Below are 19,667 nucleotides of genomic sequence, written 5' to 3'. Positions count from 1 at the left end.
GAAAGGTGATTATCATATATGGCAACGAAACGAAGCGATGAAAATCAACCCGAATCTCCTCTGGATGAGCGGAGGGAACAGATTAAGAAGGCGGCACTCAAAGTTTTTGCACAGCGGGGAATTGCCGGCACGAAAATGAGTATGATCGCAGCCGAAGCCGGCATTAGCCAAGGTTTATCCTATCGCTATTTCAGCTCAAAGGAAGAGCTCTTTGTCGTGCTCGTGCAAGATGCGCTTGAGGAGGCGCAAACGGCGATCAAACAGATTCATCAGCTTCCGGGTTCGCCGCTTGCACAGATCAAAGCATTGACCATCCAGATGCTCGACGAAAATCATAAGCAGTATTTCCTACTGCTACGTCAAGCGCAAACCTCCGAAGATGTGCCGCTGCAAGCGCAGCAGCTTCTTGAGCAATACTCTTCGGAAGACACGATTCGTCTAATCGTTCCGATCTTCCAGCGAGGCCAGCAGGCTGGAGAGTTCCGTGAGGGCAGTCCTGAGCGGCTGTTGTTCCTTTACTTCTCTGTCGTGACCGGTCTCATGCTGCAGGATGTGAACTTACCCGAAGGGTATTGGGTGCAAGAGGTAGATTATTTAATGCGGATATTGACCAAATAAGTTCATAGCCGCTTATATGCTGAAGGTAGGATAAAAAAGCTCGGACGGCAATCGTCTGAGCTTTTTCACAACTGTAATCAAATTTGGCTTCCTTCTACTTGCCGAACGACTGCAACAGCAATTGAAAACGGAACTTCATATCATCTTCGAACCACATTCTGAAATTTGTCCCCCACACGTTATTGTGCAGGTTGAAATGAAACCCGCCGTCCAGAGGAGCAAACGTATTATCGAATTGAAGCAGCCGTCTCTCTCCCGGGCATACGATCGGCGCATCCAACGGTCGGATCACGCAGCTTCCGTCCGCACCCTCGTAATACAGGCCGGACTCTACGGCATGCATATTGCGATTCCCGTCTTTCACAACGGTTAATGGAGAGAGGAGCTGCCCCAGCTTATCCATTGTCCACATATTCGGGTTATCTACGAGCGGCACAAAGGAGAGCCAGCTTGCTTCCGGCAGCCGGCAAGCAGATTTCCCGATCCAGTGAAGTTCTACATCGATTTGCGGTTTCTGCTTGTGAAATTCATAGACCAGGATCAACTTGCGGGGTGCGCCGTACTGTTCACAGACGATCGCATCCATAGCTAGCTCGATCCGTACAACATCGCGATCCGCTTGCTTCTCCAATCGAATCGTCCTTGGCGCCCCCTGATAACTTGTATGTTCCGGCCGCGGTTCCGCATATTCCATGCCCGGTTTGCCAAAATCGGGTTCTGCCCAGCTGTGATGCAGTCTTAGATCTCTAGAATATTCTTTATAAAATCGGTCGTAATTTTCTTGGCCGAAGGCCTCGTATCGATAAGCTCCTAGCCGGTGAGCATCGTTCGCCCATACTTTTCCGTTGCGGTCGACTAATTGATGAATCGATCCATCCGGAGCAAAGGCTGCGTGAAAGCAACCTAATTCATAACAAGTACTCCATTCAAGATTTTCTGCGTTGGGATCCGAAACGATGCTGTCTTCAGGAGCCAGTTGTTCAAATGCAGCCAGCGCTTCACTAATCAGCTCCTGAGGCAATGCGGATAAAGCCTGGTCGATATATTCGCGTTGTTCTTGCCACGAGCTTTCGAACAAGCTGAACGATCGGTCCGACTTTGCCATGTGCTGCAGATAAGAAAATTTATATGTATTGCTGTCTTTCACGGCATCGCTCTCTCTGGCAGCGGCGAAATCGGCGGCAGCATAGGCGCTGTAATCTCCTAAATACACCTTTTCATCCATACCCCACGTATGCTCTGGGACGAGCATTAATCGGTTGCAAAATAAGGAGTATGATTCACTGTTCGGGTCTAAAGCGCCGGAAGCGACCCATTTGTCTCTTAACCGAAGCAGCTCCCGGTACCGCGCAATCTTCCAAGGATCGGAAGCGGCTCCATGAATCCATGAATCACCAATTTCTTCACGGATCACCGGTAGTTGGTCCTTCAATGCGAGCAGCTTCTCTGCAAACGCATCCAAAGTGGAAGCAATAATCTCCGCTCCTGGATATTCAAGCTGCAATTGAACGAACAAATCGCGCACAGCTTCAATGCTGGAAGGACCATGGTTATCGCCGGTATGGGCAAAATATAGAGCATCTTCCAGTCCGTCGATTTCTAACGGCTTGCCATAATCTGCGGCATAATTGACGATGACTTCCGAGCCGTCGGCGGCGCGCCATACGAAAACATCGGGTACATGCGGCTTTTTGGAAGCCGGATTGACGCCCAAATGCAAATATTGAATACCGTGTCTTGCCAGGATCGGCACGATGCCGATGGTATGCCCTGGAACGTCTGTCATTTTCGCCGCAATCGTTGTTTTTCCGAACTGCTGATCAAGATTCTTGGAAAGAGACAAGCCGTATTCGACCAGCTTCGCATCCATTAATTCGGTATGCGTCGTAAACGGCAATCCATGCCAAGCGATTCGGCCCTGACGTATCGCTTCCTCCATACGGCTGCGAGCATCCGGCGTCGCCGTTCGCAAATATTCGTGTATTAGCCACGAACCGGTCGTCCAGACGAAATTCGCATTTCCTTCTTCCTCAGTTAAACGCTCGGATAAATCCAATGCCTGTGGAATGTACTGATTCATGTACCGCTCGACAACATGCTTTGCTAAATCGGTAAAGCCAATGTCCAGATGGGTTTTGAAAATAACATGAACTCTTTTGTAGGCTGCCACGATTTCTCTCTCCTTAATGTTCGATTATTCTTTAACAGACCCCAAAACGATGCCGTGAACAAAATATCGCTGCAAGAACGGATAAATGAGTAGAATCGGGATCATGGCGATCATCAGTTTGGCTGCGTTCAAGGTCTTGTTCGATGCCTTCATCAATTCGATCAGTTGCTCTGTCGTCATCTCTTTCATCAGATCCGGCGTAATATTCACGACCAATTGTTGAATGTATGTCTGCAGTGGATAATTTTGGGGCTTGCTCATATAGATTAACCCATCGAAGAAAGAATTCCAATGACCTACGATACTAAACAGTGTAACGGTGGCCATCGCGGGAACGGAAAGTGGAATATAGATGCGCAAGAGCGAATACCATGGCCCTGCGCCGTCCACAACGGCCGCTTCGTCCAATTCTTTCGGTAAGCTGCGGAAGAAATTCATAATTAGAATCACATTGAAGATCGGTACGGCTCCCGGAAGTACGAGCGACCAGATCGTATTTTGCATCCCAAGCGTTGTAATTGTGATATATAAGGGGATCAAGCCTCCGGAAAACAACATGCAGAATACGAGAAGCCACATGTAAATGTTTCGGCCGGGGAACTGTTTGGCACTTCGCGACAAAGGATACGCCATAATAACGGTTAATAGGAAATTAAGGGCCCCTCCAATAAGAACCCGTTTGATAGAAACCCCGAATGCCCGAAAAAACTTCTCATCATCAAGAATAATCCGATAGGACGTCAAGTTGAATCCACTTGGCCATATTGTCACTTGGCCTGCATTCGCGGCGGCTTGATCGCTGAAAGAGAGAGCAATTGTATACCACAGCGGATAAAGGGAAGTCAGTGCAATGATGACCAATACTAACAAGATGATGCCGTCAGCGAGCTGGCTGGATAATGTTCGAGATCTGACCATAGCCACCCTCCTTTCATGCCTAAAAAATCCGATAGTTGGCGAATTTGTAAGCCAATCGGTACGATATTGCAATCAGTAGGATCGCTACGACCGATTTGAGCAAACCAACGGCAGTAGCCAAACCGTATTGCATCTGGACAAGACCGAGGCGATAGACATACGTATCGATGATGTCTCCAGACGAGTAGACAAGCGGGTTGTACAAATTGAAGATTTGATCAAAGCCTGCGTTGAGCACATTACCGAGACTTAATGTCGTCAACAATATGATGGTTGGCATAATGCCGGGAAGCGTAATGTATTGGAGCTTCTTCAGTCGGCTTGCCCCATCGATTTCCGCCGCTTCATACAACGATGGATTGATTCCGGTCAAAGCGGCCAGATAGACGATCGTGCCAAATCCGAATTCCTTCCACACGTCGCTCCAGACAACAATATGACGAAACCATGTGTTGCTGGCCAGAAACATAATGGGCTCCACACCGAACAACCCGGCGATTTGATTGATGATGCCGTCGAGCGATAAAATGTTGATCATTATGCCAGCCAAAATAACCCATGACATAAAGTGGGGCAAATATACGATCGTCTGCACAGTGCGCTTGAACCAGCGAACCCGAACTTCATGCAGCATCAGTGCGAAAGTAACGGGTATGACGATACCTAGAGCAATTTTCATCGAGGCGATCACAACCGTATTGATGACCACTTGCTTGATGTCCGGAATTTGCAGCATAAATGCAAAGTTGTCCCATCCAATCCAATCCTGTTTCCAGATTTTTTTCCCCGGAATGACATTTTGAAACGCCATGACGATACCGAGCATCGGGATAATGCTGAATACGAACAACAACAGGATGCCGGGAGACAACATCAAATGGTAATGAAACAACGTTTTTTTGTCCTTCATAGGCACGCCCCCTCGCAAGAAGTAGTGAAGGCGCAAGGTATTTGACACCTCGGCGCCTTCCTTGAGCTCGATCGATCAACTTGCCGTTATTTCTTGGATGCTTCTTCCACTTCTTTGGTAATTTGGTCGCCTCCAAGCTTCTTCCATTCCTGGACAAATGAATCGAATTTATCGACAGGCTCTTCACCGAGAATGATCTTCAGGAACGTTTCGTTCTCCATTTTTTCGAGAATGGCCCACTTGAGCTCCATTGTTTTGGTTTGCCCGAAGAAAACGTTGCGGATGACAGTAAGCTTGCTCGGATCGATTTCAGCTGAACCGTCCATGCGCGACATGGAATCAGACCAGACTGCGAGATCTTTTTTCGGATTTTCGCTATTTTTCTTCACGTTTTCGTACCACATTTTGAGCTCATCATTGAGTTTGGATGGGTCTTTTGCATCCCATGCCGCTTTTAATTCCAGATGGACTCGATAGGCATCGTCCTCGAAACCAATCTGTATCGCGAATGGCCAGATAACCCAACTTACATTCAAATCTTTATAGATATCTTTCGCTGCCGGATCCAACTTGCGAATGCCTTCGTATTCCATATTAAGTACTTTGGCGACCGCTTCCGGATGCGCGTACTCTTTTTTGACGACTAAGAACGATCCTGTCGGGTTCTGATCATACGTATTGAATTTCCCGTCAGAATCAAGCGGGGCGGTGTAAGGTTTCCATTCGGCCTTCGGATCGTTCTTGACCGAATCTGGAAGTGGCCAATACGGAATCCACCACGGGCCGAACACAATGCCGACCTTATTCGCAGCAATCAATTCGGTTGAATCTTTGCGAACCGGGAATTCTTTGTCGATGATGCCCGCAGCATATAATTCATGAAGCTTCGCCAGAGCGGTTTTCATTTCCGGCAGGGTGGAGCTGTAAACAGTGCTGCCTGCTTGATCTTTTAGCCATTGACCTTTATAGGCATGCAGCGCCCCGAAGATCGGATCAAATCCGTTGACTGTGTTCCAGCCTGCCAAGGTTGGGAGGCCCGTAAATCCGTAAGTGTCATTCTTACCGTTGCCGTCCGGGTCTTTTTCGGTAAACGCTTTCGCAATTGCGAGCAGTTCATCGAGTGTTTTGGGCGGCTGCAGTCCTAATTTGTCGAGCCAGTCCTGCCGAATCCAGGTCATATTATGCTGACCGCCGATTTCAGTCCCAGGGAAAGCCATCAGTTTGCCGTCGAAAGTCGCTCTTTTCAACACGCGATCTCCGTAGGATTCATAGTAGCTTTTGATTAGCGGACTTGAATATTTGTTGTACACGTCTGTCAGATCGGCAATCAGGTCAGCTTCGACCAGCTGCTTTAACTGCTTCTCATTCACGATGAACGCATCGGGTAGATCTTGGCTTGCGATCGATACGGACAGCTTTTGCTGGTAAGCCTCTTGCGTCTCGGTCTGCCATGCATGCGTCACTTTGACATTCAGCTTCTTCTCGATATATCGGTAGTATTCGTTGTTGTCGACGGTATCCCCATTAGGCAGATTGGTGTTTTTCGTGCTGATCGATTTTCCCATGCTAAGCGTTATCGGCTCAGCATACTTGCCGAATGGATCTTCCTTGCCGCTGTCCGGCGACTTTTCAGTATCCTTTGTTCCTTCGGTCTGGTTTGTGTCTGTGCTTGGTTCGGTGCCGCTGCTTCCGCACGCCGTAGTGAGTAGCATGAGCACCACGAGACATCCTACGATCCATTTCAACTTCATTCCGTTTCCCCCTTTTTTGCCAATAGAGTTAATTCGTCTTGCCTCTCGATTGTAATATGCGGCTTGTTCCAGCAGGGAGGGAATCCTGTCATTGACAGGGTGAAAACGATCCGAAGATTGCATCGACATGCATGATCAGCGACTGTTTTCTTACCTGTGCCGACCGAATTCCTACCGTCATCCGTCCCCGCGTGAGGTCATCGGAAGCTGAAGTGTCATCGCCGTGCCTTGTCCGATTTGGCTTTCGATGTGAAAATGGCCTGTTTCGCCGTAATGGACATGGATCATTCTGAGCACATAATTCAGCCCGATGCCAAGTCCGGCTTTTCTGGTTTCGCTTCGATGCAAGAGCAGCCGCGATACTTCCTCCTCGGTCATTCCCGCTCCGTTGTCTTTCACCTGAATATTCAAATAACCGTCCTGTGTGACAACGGTTACTTCAATGACTCCGGCTTCATCGCCAAGCCCATGGTACAAGGCGTTCTCGACAATCGGCTGCAGAATAAACCGCGGGATCGTCTGTACAAGCAGCGCCTCGTCAATCTCGTACCGGACATCGAATTGGTAATCGTATCGAATGCGCTGTAAAGCGACATAATCCTTCAATGCGCCGAGTTCTTCATTCAGCGTGACAATTGCGCCTTCCTTGCCGAGATTATAATGAAGGACACGGGTAAAAATCGAGACGAGCCGATCGATCTCATCCTGCCCGTTCATACGTGCAATCCATTGAATTGTATTTAACGTATTGTGAATGAAATGCGGATTAATCTGATACAGCAGCTTCTCTACTTCCAAATGTGCTTTCGTCCGTTCCTTTTGCTCAATTTCGGCGAACAACTCCTTGATATTCGTTCGCATCCGGTCGAACTCATACAATACGGTGTCGAATTCACGGATATTTGTTAGCTTAAGCTGAGAATTAAATTTGCTGTCGGACATCAGACGGATTTCTTTCAAAATTTTACGGATGGGCCGATACACCGTTCGCCACACCAACAGCGCAAGTGCGATGCTCATCACAACGCTAGCCAGACTGATGCCTCCGTATTTCAAAAGCCAGGATCGAAACTCCTTTTCAAAATCACGCCTCTGAATCGCAACCACGATGCTCCAACCTTGCTCACTGCTTTCTTGGAAGAAGTAATTGCTGGCGGTACTCTGCAATGAAAAATCAGAGTTAGGAGGGAACAGCTTTGTATCGTCGCTGTATGCAACTTTTCCGTTTTGATTTAGCAGTACATGCGAGGCAGGCATGCCGTATTGTTTTTTATTAATAATTTTTTCAAACAGGGTTAGATTTGTTTCGAGATAAATGTAAACCGACTGTGGCTTCATACCAGGTACATCGATAGGTCTGGTCATCGAAAAAACGCTGTTGTGGCTATGTTTGTAGGCGGTTGTGTGGGGGCCGTAAAACGACGCGCCCTTTGCTCGGGATAACAAGGGGAGAGCTTCGAGTGTAAAATCTGTGCGAATATCCCTGTTTTCAAACCGGAACTCCTTCGGTTCAGAAAAATAATAGAGTATGACGCCCAAATACGGATTCGTATAGTTCACCAGGTTCATATTACGTTGAATCTCTGTTGTTAACTGCATCTGCTCGAAAACACTTTGGGACGAAAGAAGTTTGGACAGCGATTGTCCGACGCTTCCTTCCTGCGAAAGTTGGAGTGAGGCGTATTCCATATTGCTGAGCGTATTTTCGAGGCTTATCCTCGTTTCTGCCAAAGTATTCTGAATACCGTTTTCAATTTTTTGCTGGAACACATTTTGTAAGGCCAAATAAGAAATGGCCCCCAGCAGAAGGAGTGGTATCAATGTACTCATCAAGAGGGTGGCTACCAGCCGCGATTTTAAGGAGGAGAAAATCATAGATTCGATCCGCTCCTCTCACATGCCTTACGGTATTCCGTCGGACCCGTGCCAACGCGTTCGCGAAAGATTTTGCTGAAATATTTATCATCCTTATAGCCCGACAACTCGGCAATCCGGTAAATCGGATAAGCAGTTGTCTCGAGCAATGTTTTCGCTTTGTTGATTTGCAAACCTTTCATATATTCGCCAAATGTTTTCCCAGTGATCTCTTTGAAGCATTCACTGAAATAACCGCTGCTCATATTGATTTTGGCCGCGATCATGTCGCGATTGACATGTAAATCCTCCAGCTTCCTCATAATGTGAAGCGCTTTCATGATGGAGATAATAATCTCGTCAAAATAATCCAGCTGCTTCATTCTGCTTCGAATCCGGCTGCGTATTTCATGAATGCATGCCTTGAATTCCTGCCAGGTTCCTATAGAAATCGGGTCTGTCCTGTTCACGTCCAATTCACCGATGGGGAACAACTCGCGCCAAAGCCGCAGCAATTCGCGCAGCATATCCTGCAGCTGGGGGGCGCCCGGTTTGGTCCGTTCGATGAAAGCGCATAGGTTGTTCCAAGCTGTCTCCTCATGAAGCCAATGAAAGGAGAACCACATTTCGTCGAGTAGGATCTGGTCCTTATCGGTTTTCTTGTCCTCCGGCGGCGCAGGTAGCAGTACGTCGTATACTTTCCGATGCGGCTCGCATTCGTAAAACAGGTATCGTCGTAGAGCCGATACAGAAGGCTGCTTATGGCCGTACACCTGCAGGAGAACGAACTCATTCGACTCAGCAATGAACTGCCGAATCACCGATTCCTGTACCGTAGAGGTAAGCGACCATACATTTTCGCCCATGGCTGTTATGGAATGAACACCTGCACGCTGCAAATCGGTATACACGTGATTCATCGCGAGTGGATTTCGTGCGGCAATCAACATTTGAGTTCTTTCATCTGCATTGGGATGGGAAAGCGGTCTGCTGGATAGTTGATTCGCTTGCTCAAATTCGATTCTTTGAACAATGCGACATAGAATATCGTCCATATTTTCCTTGTCCAGCTGCGTTTTGACGACATAATCAATCGCTCCAGCGCGCATCGCCTCTTGGATATAATGAAAATCCTGATGGCAAGTAAGGACGACAAGACTTGTCCTCGGATGTTGGATACGCACGGCCTTCATCAGTTCAAAACCGCTCATTGTGGGCATGGTCAAATCAACGAACAATAAGTCGATCGGATGCTGTTCCATGAATTCGAGCGCGGCTCGGCCATTCCCCACATCCCCGATAATAAGAATCTCGTATTTTTCCCATGGCATTGTGGAAATGAGTCCTTTGCGAACAAGCCTTTCGTCATCTACGATCAGTGCTTTCAACATATGGTTCACCGCCTCGATTTCTTTTCGATACAGAAGTGTGAAATCATTATATACATAATTTGGGGAGGTTTAAAGAAGAATCCCCGCTTTGAAGGAATAGAAAAGCAGGACAAATAAGCTCAGACGGCAATCGTCTGAGCTCTTTCTTACCACAATAGAAAGTTTAAGTTTTCGGCATCCGAATACAGGTTTCTTATTGGCGATAAAACCTACCTTTGACCGCGGTCGCTCATCTTTGAAATAAGCCTCGATAGAGATTTTCTCACGCTGCGCTACAACGGCAAGCTTTGTCGATCAAATTCCGTCCCGAGGAAAGCGGCAAACCGCTCAAAGCAAGCTAGGATACTCTTCTTCATGGCTGAATCAACGACAGCATGATCCTCCCACCACCAATGTTGGACGGTTAATGGGGACTTTCCCCGTTGCTTGGCTGGCTCGAATCGAGCTACGATGTCGTCACCATACACGACAGGAAGCACATAGTAACCATATTTGCGCTCTGCCACCGGCTTGTACACTTCCCAGCGATATTCAAAATCGAATAACTGATGAATAAGTGTCCGATCCCACAGCAAGTTATCGAGTGGTGCTAGAATACAGGCGCGTTTCACAGGTGGGTCGTAGGATAGGGCTTTATCCAAGCAATCAAGATCTGTAGTACGAAGATATAATGGATATTGCAGGCCTTCCACTTGCACCTCCGTAATCCATTTCTTATCGAGCAAGCTTGCAAAAGCCTCATTCCGCTGAGAGCTCTTCATCCCGCCAATCCCAATCCAGGCATCGCTCGGCCGATTCCACAGCAATCCAACACTGCCAATCCGTCGCAGCACATACCATGCGTAGAAATCCTCGACCGTCTTAAAAGGGTCTAGCGAGCCATAGAGCTCCGCTGGAATCCACCGTTCGGATAAATCGTAAAACTTGCGAGTCTTTGCTTTATGATGAATGACCAAATGACCCGCGTGATACATTCCTTCCAATGCAGCCCGTGATAGTCTAGCTGGCCCCCATGCCCATTCGACCTTCTCTTCTTCATTAATATCGCTCGAACATAGAACGCCCCGATGTTCAACTTCGGCATGTACGCGATGGACAGCTTCTTGATTCTGATCACACCAAACTTGATAACGTTTCCGGTGCTTTACGAAAAAAGGCCAATCATCCATTGGAAAGATCGACATGCACTTATCCCAATAATCGATCAGCTTGCGATCTTGATAGAGCAGTTCCCCGAGCATGCTGCGGTCGAATTGAAAAATTCGCGATTGCAGGACAAGTTCGTGATTCATGCCAACGACGTTCAGCGGATCGAATTGGATACAGCCCACTTGGCGAATGTAGGTGAGGATGCCTTCCTTGCCGATATAAGCGGCATCACGGCTTAAACCGTGATAGTACAATAAAAACTTTCTGGCCTGTTGCTTCGTAAGAGTGATCGCAGACATCATTTCACCTCAAATAAGAGTTCTTAGTCTCATTATAATCTGAAAACCTGACAACAGGGTGTCATGGATTACAAATCCATCGGAATCCGATTCGGTGTCATATGACAAAGTGATGACAGCAGTCACTACTGGCCAATGCCATTTATCTCTAGAATGAACTATCGAGAATAATGAAGAGATGGTAAGCATTCTGCTAATATCATCCATACTTCTAATAGGAATGGTATAATAAGGAGATTATTGGGTTGATCGGCATATGAACAATAGAAACATAACAGACAATGGGGGCGGTGCAATGCTGCAATTCGCAGGATATAGGTTTGTTGAATGGATCGGAAGCAACGAGGAGATTATTCTATGCCGAATGAACATGATAGAAGACAACATATGTGTGATTGCCAAAACAACCCGGGATACGTATCCAGGTTCGTCGATGATTGCAGCATTTCAAGAGGAATATGATCTTCTCTGTCATTTCGAAGGGAATGGATGCGTTGAACCGTATGCATTCATGATGGATGGCGAGCGTCCCGTCCTCATGATGCGGGATCATGGCGGGTTCACGATGGCTCATCTGCTGCATTCTTCGGGTTGTGATCTGAAACTAAGGGACCGGATCGCCATTTCACTTGGTGCTGTTGATTGCTTGCTGCAGTTACATCAAGAGAGAATCACGCATCAGGAATTGACTCCATTGCATTTCATAGTGAATCCTGATACGCATGAAGTCGCGATCGCCGATATTCGCATGAGCACAAGCCGTGAAGGCGGAACACCCTTGCGATTCGATGCGAGACTAGATTCTCTGCTCCCTTACATCTCTCCTGAGCTGACAGGCAGGACGGGACTGATGCCTGATCATCGATCTGATTTCTATTCGCTTGGGATCGTGCTCTATGAGTGGTTTACAGGCACACTGCCCTTTTCGCCGCGCGATGCAGCGGATACCGTCTACCATCATCTGGCGAGTAAGCCAGAACCGATGAAAACAAAAGATTTAACCATTCCGTATATGTTATCGGCGATTGTCGACAAATGTATGGCCAAAATGCCGGAGGAAAGGTATACCAGTGCATACGGATTAAAATATGATTTGGAACAATGCTACAGAAGTTATTGCGAATCCGGTCAGATCGAGCCCTTCGTCCTTGGAAGTAAGGATCTGCCGGAACGGAGACTTGCTGTTGATGGCTTTTATGGGAGGAAAATGGAACAAGCTCGGCTGCTTAAGGCATTGAAGCGAGCCGCAGCGGGATCAACGGAGATTGTCTGGGTAAGCGGGAGCGGCGGGATTGGCAAAACGTCGTTCGTGAATGAAACTTTCCGTGCTTCTCAGGTTGGTTATGTCGGTTCTTGCAAATATGATCCGCACTATACCGCCTTACCCTACGAAGGATGGATACAAATGATCAATCATCTCGTAGATCAAGTGCTCATCGAAGATGATCTGTTTGTTGATGTATGGAAGCTGCGTATAGCCCATGCTGTAGCAGATTATGGTCAATTGTTGATCGAGCTTGTTCCTCGACTGGAATTATTGATCGGGAAGCAGCCGACTGTCGCACCGCTCCCAGCCGTTGAGGCGAAGCAGCGGTTCCATGTGGTCTTGGTTCGGTTTATTCAGCTATTTCTGCATCAGGAGCATCCACTCGTGTTGTTTCTGGATGACTTGCAGTGGAGCGACGATGAGACGCTGCAATGTCTAAGGTTTCTGTTAGAGGATCGAGAGACAAGACAATTGCTCGTGATTGGGACGTATCGCGATGATGTTGTACAAGATACCTCTCCATCTCCTCTACAATCATTGCAAGAGCATGTGCAATCCCGTGCGAGACAAGCGGAACATATTCGACTGACCTCGCTAAGTATAACTGATTTGCAGCAACTTCTCGGTGACGCGATGCAAGTTGAACAGGAGGATACGAAGGAATTGGTTAAGATCCTGCGCCACAAGACGATGGGTAATCCGTTTTTTGTGAGGCAATTTTTGCAGGATTTAGTGGATGCTCGATTTATTTATCTGCACGAGCCCAGCCGGAAGTGGCAATGGGATCTGGAGAGAATTGCCGAGATGAATATCGCGGATAATGTGGCTGCTTACATATCGGATAAGTTATTACATTTACCTACGGAGACTGTATTCGTGATTGGAAGAGCTGCGATCCTCGGTCGTAAATTCAATGTGGAAATGCTTGCCGCCCTAACGAGTCGGACCATATCACAATGCTCAGAAGCGCTGCAAATTGCTGTGCACGAGCAGCTGCTTCAAGTGATTGGTGAGGAACGACTGACTTATATGTTCCAACATGACCGGATTCAACAGTCCGCCTACTTGCTCGTGTCTGATGCCGAACGATCATCTGTTCATTTGCAAATCGGACGGTTGCTAGCTGATCGAATGAAGGAAGGGCATGATGAAGTTCTTTTTGAAGCGGCAAATCACTTTCATTTGGTATCGGAACAGATCATCATGGATTCAGAGCATCGCCTTCTCGGCGCAGAGCTGAGCTTGCAAGCTGGATTGAAGGCCAAACAATCGACTGCGTACGAGACGGCCCTTGGTTATTTGCGAAATGCAACGGATCTACTGGGGGAAGAAGGATGGGAATCTTATTATGCAATGACCCTTCAAGCTTTTCAAGAACGGGCGGAAGTAGAATTCCTATGTGCGCATTTCGCTGAGGCAAACGATCTGTTTCATCTGCTGATACGCAAAGCGGTATCCGATCTGGAGAAGGCGCGTGTCTATAAAATGAAGATTCAAATCGAGGCGAATCGTGACAACTATGATGAAGTGATTGCGTTAGGTCGCACGGCGCTGAAATTGCTGGGAATGAATCATCATTTTAACCCAAGTACGATCGAATTGCTGGCTCATTGGCTAAAGGTGAAGCGTAAATTAAGCAGGCAAACATTGGAATCACTCCAGCGATTACAGACGATGACGGATGAGAAGCTTCTACTGGCGATGTCTATTCTAGTACATATCACGAATGCCTTGTTCCTAACCAATAAGAAGGGTTGGCTGGCATGCACCTTAATCTTGATTCAAATGACGCTTGATGAAGGGATGTCACCCGAAGCATCGATTGGATTTGTTGGATATGCTCTATTCACGTATTATATGTTCCATCAGAAAGAAGAGGCTGCCAAGTGGGGAATGCTTGCTTGCGAATTAGCGAAGCCTCACCCCGTATTGTATGTGAAGGTATTAACTTCATTTTCGCTTTGTTTTGATAGCTGGCGCCAATATGCACCTTCGTTGCTGGAGACATTTTCGAGGCAGGCAGGTTATGTCGGTCTAGAATCCGGGGATCTATGGCATAGCAATCAGAGTGTATTAATTCATTGCAGCATATTATTGCATTACGGTCATCCGCTGGGAGATATTTATGCTCGATTGATCGCACATGGCCGGAGCATTCGGCGCAATAATAACAGCCTGCACTGGAAGCAAGCTGCAGTATTTGCGGCCCTGCTTGTTCGGTTAACAGGTTACCGCTCACCGGATGATCCTTACGCAGAGACGGACGTCTTGATTGCAGACTTTTCAGAATCAGTGCATGGGGATCCGACGCACTTGATTCAAGAGCTTGTATGCACGCTTCAATATTTGCCAGGATATGTGTTCGGTAAATACGAGGAAGCGAAGGCAGCATTGGCAAAGGCGGCTGCGATTATTGCATCGCGACCACCTTTTGAGAGCGATAATATGGTCCATTATTTATACGAATCTCTTGTGTGGGCGCAATTCTATGAGGGTGCCAGCCTTAAGGAGCAGCGTGAATATATGGCGAAGCTGCGTAAACGAATGGTTATGTATCGGCGATATGCGAAGCGAAGTCCAGCAAATTATGCGCATAAATACTTATGGATTCAAGCTGAGATCGCGCGTCTGAAACGGCAGAACAAACAGGCAGAGCTTCTATACGAGCAAGCAATCGAACAGGCGAAATCGAATGGATTAATCCATGATCTTGCGATGATTGCAGAGGGTTATGGGCGATATGGTCTTCGTCATGGGAGACAGCAGCTGGCCAAAATGTACATGACGGAAGCTTATGAAGCGTATTCGCAATGGGGAGCACATGCCAAAGTGGCTGATTTAGAGGAGAAGTATCCACACCTCTTGCAAGTGAAGCGTGAATCGGAGCTTGCGCGAATCGATTACCTCTCCGTCGTTAAATCTGCACAGGCTTTGTCCGGTGAGATGGAAATGAATCGGCTGCTGCATACGTTAATGCACATCATGCTGCATAATGCAGGGGCGGAATCAGGTGCGATTATTTTCGCTCAAGAAGGAAGATGGGTCATTGAAGCTTATGGGTCGGTAGAAGAAATGAACATCGCGTCCATTCCGTTACAAGATGCATCCGATATCCTTCCGGTTGCGATGATCGGATATGTCGCTAGAACAAGAGAGGAATTAGTTCTGCATGACGCTTCGAATGAAGGGATGTTCATGCAAAATGCATACATCAGCAGCAATAAGCTAAAATCCGTGCTTTGTCTGCCGATATTACATCAGAATCAACTGATTTGCCTGCTCTATATGGAGAATAAGCTTGCTCCTGGTGTCTTCACTTCGGATCGATTGGATGTGCTTAAGCTCTTAGGTTCTCAGTGTGCCATTTCAATTAAGAATGCGCAGCTCTATTCGGGGATTCAATATTTGAAAGATCATCTTGAACAGCAAGTGGAGGAGCGCACTCGAAGTCTGGAGCGATCCATGCGCGAGACGGCGGCGGCGCTCTCCGAGATGTCCGTCTATGCGGAACGGAATCGCATTGCACATGATATTCACGATATTGTCGGGCACACATTGACCTCGACGATTCTCCAGATCGAAGCAGGCAAACGATTGCTGAACAAAGATCGGGAGGAAGCTTCGAAACGGTTGAAGGAGGCGCAAGACCTTGTCCGTCACGGTCTCCATGAAATTCGAAGTTCGGTGCATATGTTGAAGGAGGATAAATATTATGACCTTGTTCAAGCGCTGCATCAGCTGATCGAAGAAACGCAGCGGAACACGGGGGCTATCATACACGCCTGCATCGGTATGCTTCCTGAGCTAACATTAGCATATAAGAAAACCATATATCATGCTGTGCAAGAAGGGCTGACGAATGGTATTCGACATGGCGAGAGCAAGGAATTTTATTTCACTCTGGAGTACGTAAACTCGATAATTAAAATGAAACTTAAGGATTGCGGCATTGGTGCAAGTGAGATCCATTTAGGATTTGGACTCACGGCAATGCGTGAGCGGGTAGAGCAGCTCGGAGGCCAATTTGTCATTGATTCTAAACCTGATCAAGGTTGTCTATTGCGAATAGAATTACCTTATTCGATACGAGATACAGGGGGGTTGGATGCCTATGATTCGAATATTGATCGCAGATGATCAACTGCTGACGAGGGAGGGTCTTCGGACGATCCTTGACTTGGAGGAGGATTTCGAGGTCGTTGGTGTCGCAAAGAATGGACAAGAAGCCTGCGATATGGTGGATGCGCTCATGCCAGATATCGTGCTGCTTGATATCCGGATGCCTGTGATGGATGGAATCACGGCACTCAAGCATATCAAGCGATCTTGTCCGGAGACAGCCGCGCTCATTCTCACGACGTTCCTTGAGGATGAATATATCATTGAAGGGATGGCGAATGGCGCCAGTGGTTATATGCTTAAAGATATGGATGGCGATAAGATGATTGCGTCAATCCGGGATACCGTGACCGGACAATTTATCCTTCCAGCTGCCGTCGCGGCCAAATTAGCAGCGAGAATGTCGCGATTTGCACAGGATATGGCGTATCGTGAGCGTTCAGAGCTTGGGCGAATCAGTCTGACGGATCGCGAGAAGGAGCTTGCCCAGCACATGATGAGAGGGCTGAATAACCGGGAAATTGCGGAAGCATTATGCATCGCCGAAGGTACGGTTCGTAATTATATTAGTAATCTATATGGGAAATTAAATGTTGTGGACCGTGCGCAAGCAATTGTTCGGCTCCAGAGTCTCTTGTAGAATGTGCAGAATTCTGTTAATGGGAGATGGAGTAATTGTAATTCATGGTGTTATTTACCCAAGGCACGTTGATAAAAAGGGAGGTCACTTAGAGATCTCCCTTTTCTGCTATGGTGAGTCGATTATATGATGCGTTTGCGCAGCCAACCGGATACGAGGTCAGTCAGGATAATCAGTAGGATAATGCCGAGCAGAATGATACCGACGCGGTTCCAGTTCCGTACTTGAAGCGCGAAAATTAATGGTGTGCCGATCCCACCAGCGCCTACGAGACCAAGTGTTGTCGCAGACCGGATATTGATCTCGAAGCGATAAATCGAATAGGACAAAAACTGCGGGATAACTTGTGGCAGAACGGCGTACCGCAAAACTTGAAGGCGATTTGCACCACAGGCGAGCAGGGCTTCCTCAGGACCAGGATCAATGTTCTCAATCGTCTCGGCATAGAGCTTGGCCAACATGCCAATCGAATGGATTCCGAGCGCGAGAACACCCGCAAATGAGCCAGGGCCGACGGCCTTGATGAACAAGATTGCTACGATAATTTCGGGAAATACACGAATGATGCTAAGTACGACTTTACCACTGCCCGAGACGGCCCACTGTCGACTCATATTGGAGGAGGCCCAGAATGCAAAGGGAATACAGGTTACAGCCGCAACAACGGTTCCTAGTATTGAGATGACAAGGGTGTCGAGCAAGCCTCGCAGCAAATCTTCACCTTCAGGAATATAGACGAAGGACCAATCCGGATGCAAGAAGCCAGTAAGGATGGATTTCGAAACCGATCCGGCTGTCTTCTGTAATCCTTCGAATTGCATACCTTGAATGGCCCAATAATAGATGGCAATCATTAATGCTGCAATTACCCAGAAGCGAATGCGGGAGCTGATGGGTCTCTGCAATGTATCTAGTTTCATAGCAATTTCCTCCGTATCACAGCACTGCCGTAATCGATCATGAGAACGATGGCTAGCGTCAGTAGAATAATGATGGATGCCCGGTCATAACGGAATAGTCCAAGTGCACGATCGAGCAGCAGTCCGATCCCGCCGGCGCCGACAAGTCCAAGGACAGAAGCTGCTCTGACGTTGACCTCGAAGGTATACAGGAAGTAGGAGACGAAGTAGGGCAATGCCTGCGGCATGACGCCGAAGATGATCAATTGGATCCGGTTGGCCCCGACAGCGGTCATCGCTTCAAGTGGTCCTGGATCGATGGCTTCGATGGCTTCAAAGGTCAGCTTCGCGATAATACCGAACGAGAAGAATACAAGCGCCAGCATCCCGGCAAAAGGACCAATCCCGAACATCGCCACGAATACGGCGGCGAACAGCAGATCAGGAATTGTCCGTACAAGATTTAGGATCATGCGCATTGGGATCGATATCCATCGATTGGGCATGATGTTGTAAGCGCACAATAGCGCAACAGGAATCGCAAGCAAACCGCCAATCGTCGTTCCCATGATCGCGATTTGGATGGTTTCCAGCATGGGTCCCCAAATGGTCGGCAGGTAGCTCCAATCCGGCGGGAACATTTCTTGCAAGAGGGAGCCCATCTGTGGTAAGCCGACAACTAACTGATAGGGTGTGACCTCAGTACGAATGGAGCATGCGATCAGTACGAAAATGAATAGCAGCCATGTGGCGAGTCGTTTATAACGATCAGTTAACGGTGCATTGGACGATGGTTGATGTGCTGAAGTCTGTGATAAAGAAGACCTCATGATACGCCTCCAACTCCAAGCAGCTCGTCCTTCTGGATAGGACGACCGTAAATTTCGGCGAAGACCTGATCCGTTGCTTCTGCCGGCGTACCGTCAAATACCACTTCCCCGGCCCGTAGTCCGATGATCCGAGTCGCATATTCGCGTGCCAAGTCAATAAAATGAAGGTTAATGATGGTTGTAATGTTCATTTCTTGGTTTATACGCTTCAAGTCGTCCATCACTTGGCGTGTGGTCAGAGGATCGAGTGATGCAACAGGTTCATCTGCAAGAATGATCCGAGCTTCCTGTGCCAAGGCGCGAGCGATGGATACGCGCTGCTGCTGTCCGCCGGATAATTGATCTGAACGTATATAAGCCTTCTCGCGAATGTTGACCCGTTCGAGGGCATGAAGTGATAGCTCGACATCTCCCTTGGGAAAAAGCCCGAACATCGTCTTGAAAGTAGAATGGTAACCGACGCGCCCGGACAACACGTTACGGAGGACAGAGGATCTTTTGACAAGGTTGAAGCTCTGAAAGATCATGCCGATATCTCGACGTATCCGGCGAAGCTCACTGCCAGAGGCGTGAGTGACGGATTTGCCATTTACCTTGATCTCGCCAGCTGAGATGTCGTTCAATCGGTTAATGGAACGCAGCAGCGTTGATTTGCCTGCGCCGGACGATCCGACAATGACCACCAGCTCGCCTTCATGTATCGTCAAGTTCACATTTCGAAGTCCTGCTGTTCCATTAGGATACGTTTTGGATACGTTCTCGAAAGTAATCATTTTCGTAACACTCGCTCTCTATCAATATAGTGTAAATAGAAACAACACCGTCATGAAGGCTCATGAACGGTGCTGCTCC

The 19,667-nt window shown here is 47.7% G+C and carries 13 protein-coding genes; 3 read left to right on the top strand and 10 right to left on the bottom strand.

Annotation, left to right across the window (positions count from 1 at the left end; all coding sequences use genetic code 11):
* Positions 1–18: 18 nt before the first annotated feature.
* Positions 19–618: a TetR/AcrR family transcriptional regulator gene (locus ACFQZR_RS18910; protein WP_379348568.1), complete on the top strand. Its 600-nt coding sequence runs from the start codon at positions 19–21 to the stop codon at positions 616–618.
* 94 nt (positions 619–712) lie between these two features.
* Here the strand turns inward: ACFQZR_RS18910 and ACFQZR_RS18905 are convergent, their stop codons facing one another.
* From ACFQZR_RS18905 to ACFQZR_RS18875, 7 genes are all read right to left on the bottom strand, one after another.
* Complete coding sequence (locus tag ACFQZR_RS18905) at positions 713–2,788, bottom strand: DUF5054 domain-containing protein (RefSeq protein WP_379348566.1); 2,076 nt, start codon at positions 2,786–2,788, stop codon at positions 713–715.
* Positions 2,789–2,812: 24 nt separating this feature from the next.
* Positions 2,813–3,706 (bottom strand): carbohydrate ABC transporter permease, encoded by an 894-nt coding sequence (locus ACFQZR_RS18900; protein ID WP_379348564.1) that lies wholly within the window; start codon positions 3,704–3,706, stop codon positions 2,813–2,815.
* 19 nt (positions 3,707–3,725) lie between these two features.
* Positions 3,726–4,616 carry an ABC transporter permease gene (locus ACFQZR_RS18895; RefSeq protein WP_379348562.1) on the bottom strand — a complete coding sequence of 297 codons (891 nt, stop codon included), beginning with the start codon at positions 4,614–4,616 and terminating at the stop codon, positions 3,726–3,728.
* Positions 4,617–4,702: 86 nt separating this feature from the next.
* Complete coding sequence (locus ACFQZR_RS18890; protein ID WP_379348560.1) at positions 4,703–6,367, bottom strand: extracellular solute-binding protein; 1,665 nt, start codon at positions 6,365–6,367, stop codon at positions 4,703–4,705.
* Between the two features lie 177 nt (positions 6,368–6,544).
* Complete coding sequence (locus tag ACFQZR_RS18885; RefSeq protein WP_379348558.1) at positions 6,545–8,197, bottom strand: sensor histidine kinase; 1,653 nt, start codon at positions 8,195–8,197, stop codon at positions 6,545–6,547.
* Positions 8,198–8,238: 41 nt separating this feature from the next.
* Positions 8,239–9,612 carry a response regulator gene (locus ACFQZR_RS18880; protein ID WP_379348556.1) on the bottom strand — a complete coding sequence of 458 codons (1,374 nt, stop codon included), beginning with the start codon at positions 9,610–9,612 and terminating at the stop codon, positions 8,239–8,241.
* Positions 9,613–9,884: 272 nt separating this feature from the next.
* Positions 9,885–11,063 (bottom strand): winged helix-turn-helix domain-containing protein, encoded by a 1,179-nt coding sequence (locus ACFQZR_RS18875; RefSeq protein ID WP_379348554.1) that lies wholly within the window; start codon positions 11,061–11,063, stop codon positions 9,885–9,887.
* A gap of 253 nt (positions 11,064–11,316) precedes the next feature.
* Between ACFQZR_RS18875 and ACFQZR_RS18870 the strand changes: the two genes are divergently transcribed.
* A complete protein-coding gene (locus ACFQZR_RS18870) occupies positions 11,317–16,464 on the top strand; it encodes an AAA family ATPase (protein ID WP_379348552.1) in 5,148 nt (1,715 codons plus the stop codon).
* Positions 16,433–17,086 (top strand): response regulator transcription factor, encoded by a 654-nt coding sequence (locus tag ACFQZR_RS18865; RefSeq protein WP_379348550.1) that lies wholly within the window; start codon positions 16,433–16,435, stop codon positions 17,084–17,086. Before ACFQZR_RS18870 ends, ACFQZR_RS18865 begins: the two co-directional genes overlap by 32 nt.
* 122 nt (positions 17,087–17,208) lie before the next feature.
* Here ACFQZR_RS18865 and phnE (ACFQZR_RS18860) read toward each other — a convergent pair whose 3' ends face one another.
* The 3 genes from phnE (ACFQZR_RS18860) to phnC are packed head-to-tail and all read right to left on the bottom strand — an operon-like array spanning position 17,209 to position 19,588.
* Entirely contained in the window at positions 17,209–18,006 is a 798-nt protein-coding gene (phnE, locus tag ACFQZR_RS18860) for a phosphonate ABC transporter, permease protein PhnE (protein ID WP_379348548.1), read from the bottom strand.
* Positions 18,003–18,815: a phosphonate ABC transporter, permease protein PhnE gene (gene phnE, locus ACFQZR_RS18855; protein WP_379348546.1), complete on the bottom strand. Its 813-nt coding sequence runs from the start codon at positions 18,813–18,815 to the stop codon at positions 18,003–18,005. Before phnE (ACFQZR_RS18855) ends, phnE (ACFQZR_RS18860) begins: the two co-directional genes overlap by 4 nt.
* Positions 18,812–19,588 carry a phosphonate ABC transporter ATP-binding protein gene (phnC, locus tag ACFQZR_RS18850; RefSeq protein ID WP_379348544.1) on the bottom strand — a complete coding sequence of 259 codons (777 nt, stop codon included), beginning with the start codon at positions 19,586–19,588 and terminating at the stop codon, positions 18,812–18,814. The genes phnE (ACFQZR_RS18855) and phnC overlap by 4 nt, the downstream gene beginning before the upstream one ends.
* Between the last annotated feature and the right edge of the window lie 79 nt (positions 19,589–19,667).

Origin of the sequence: Paenibacillus sp. GCM10027629 (assembly GCF_042676425.1) — a bacterium.
Lineage (GTDB): Bacteria > Bacillota > Bacilli > Paenibacillales > Paenibacillaceae > Paenibacillus_K > Paenibacillus_K terrigena.
This window is presented reverse-complemented; position numbering and strand designations above follow the sequence as displayed.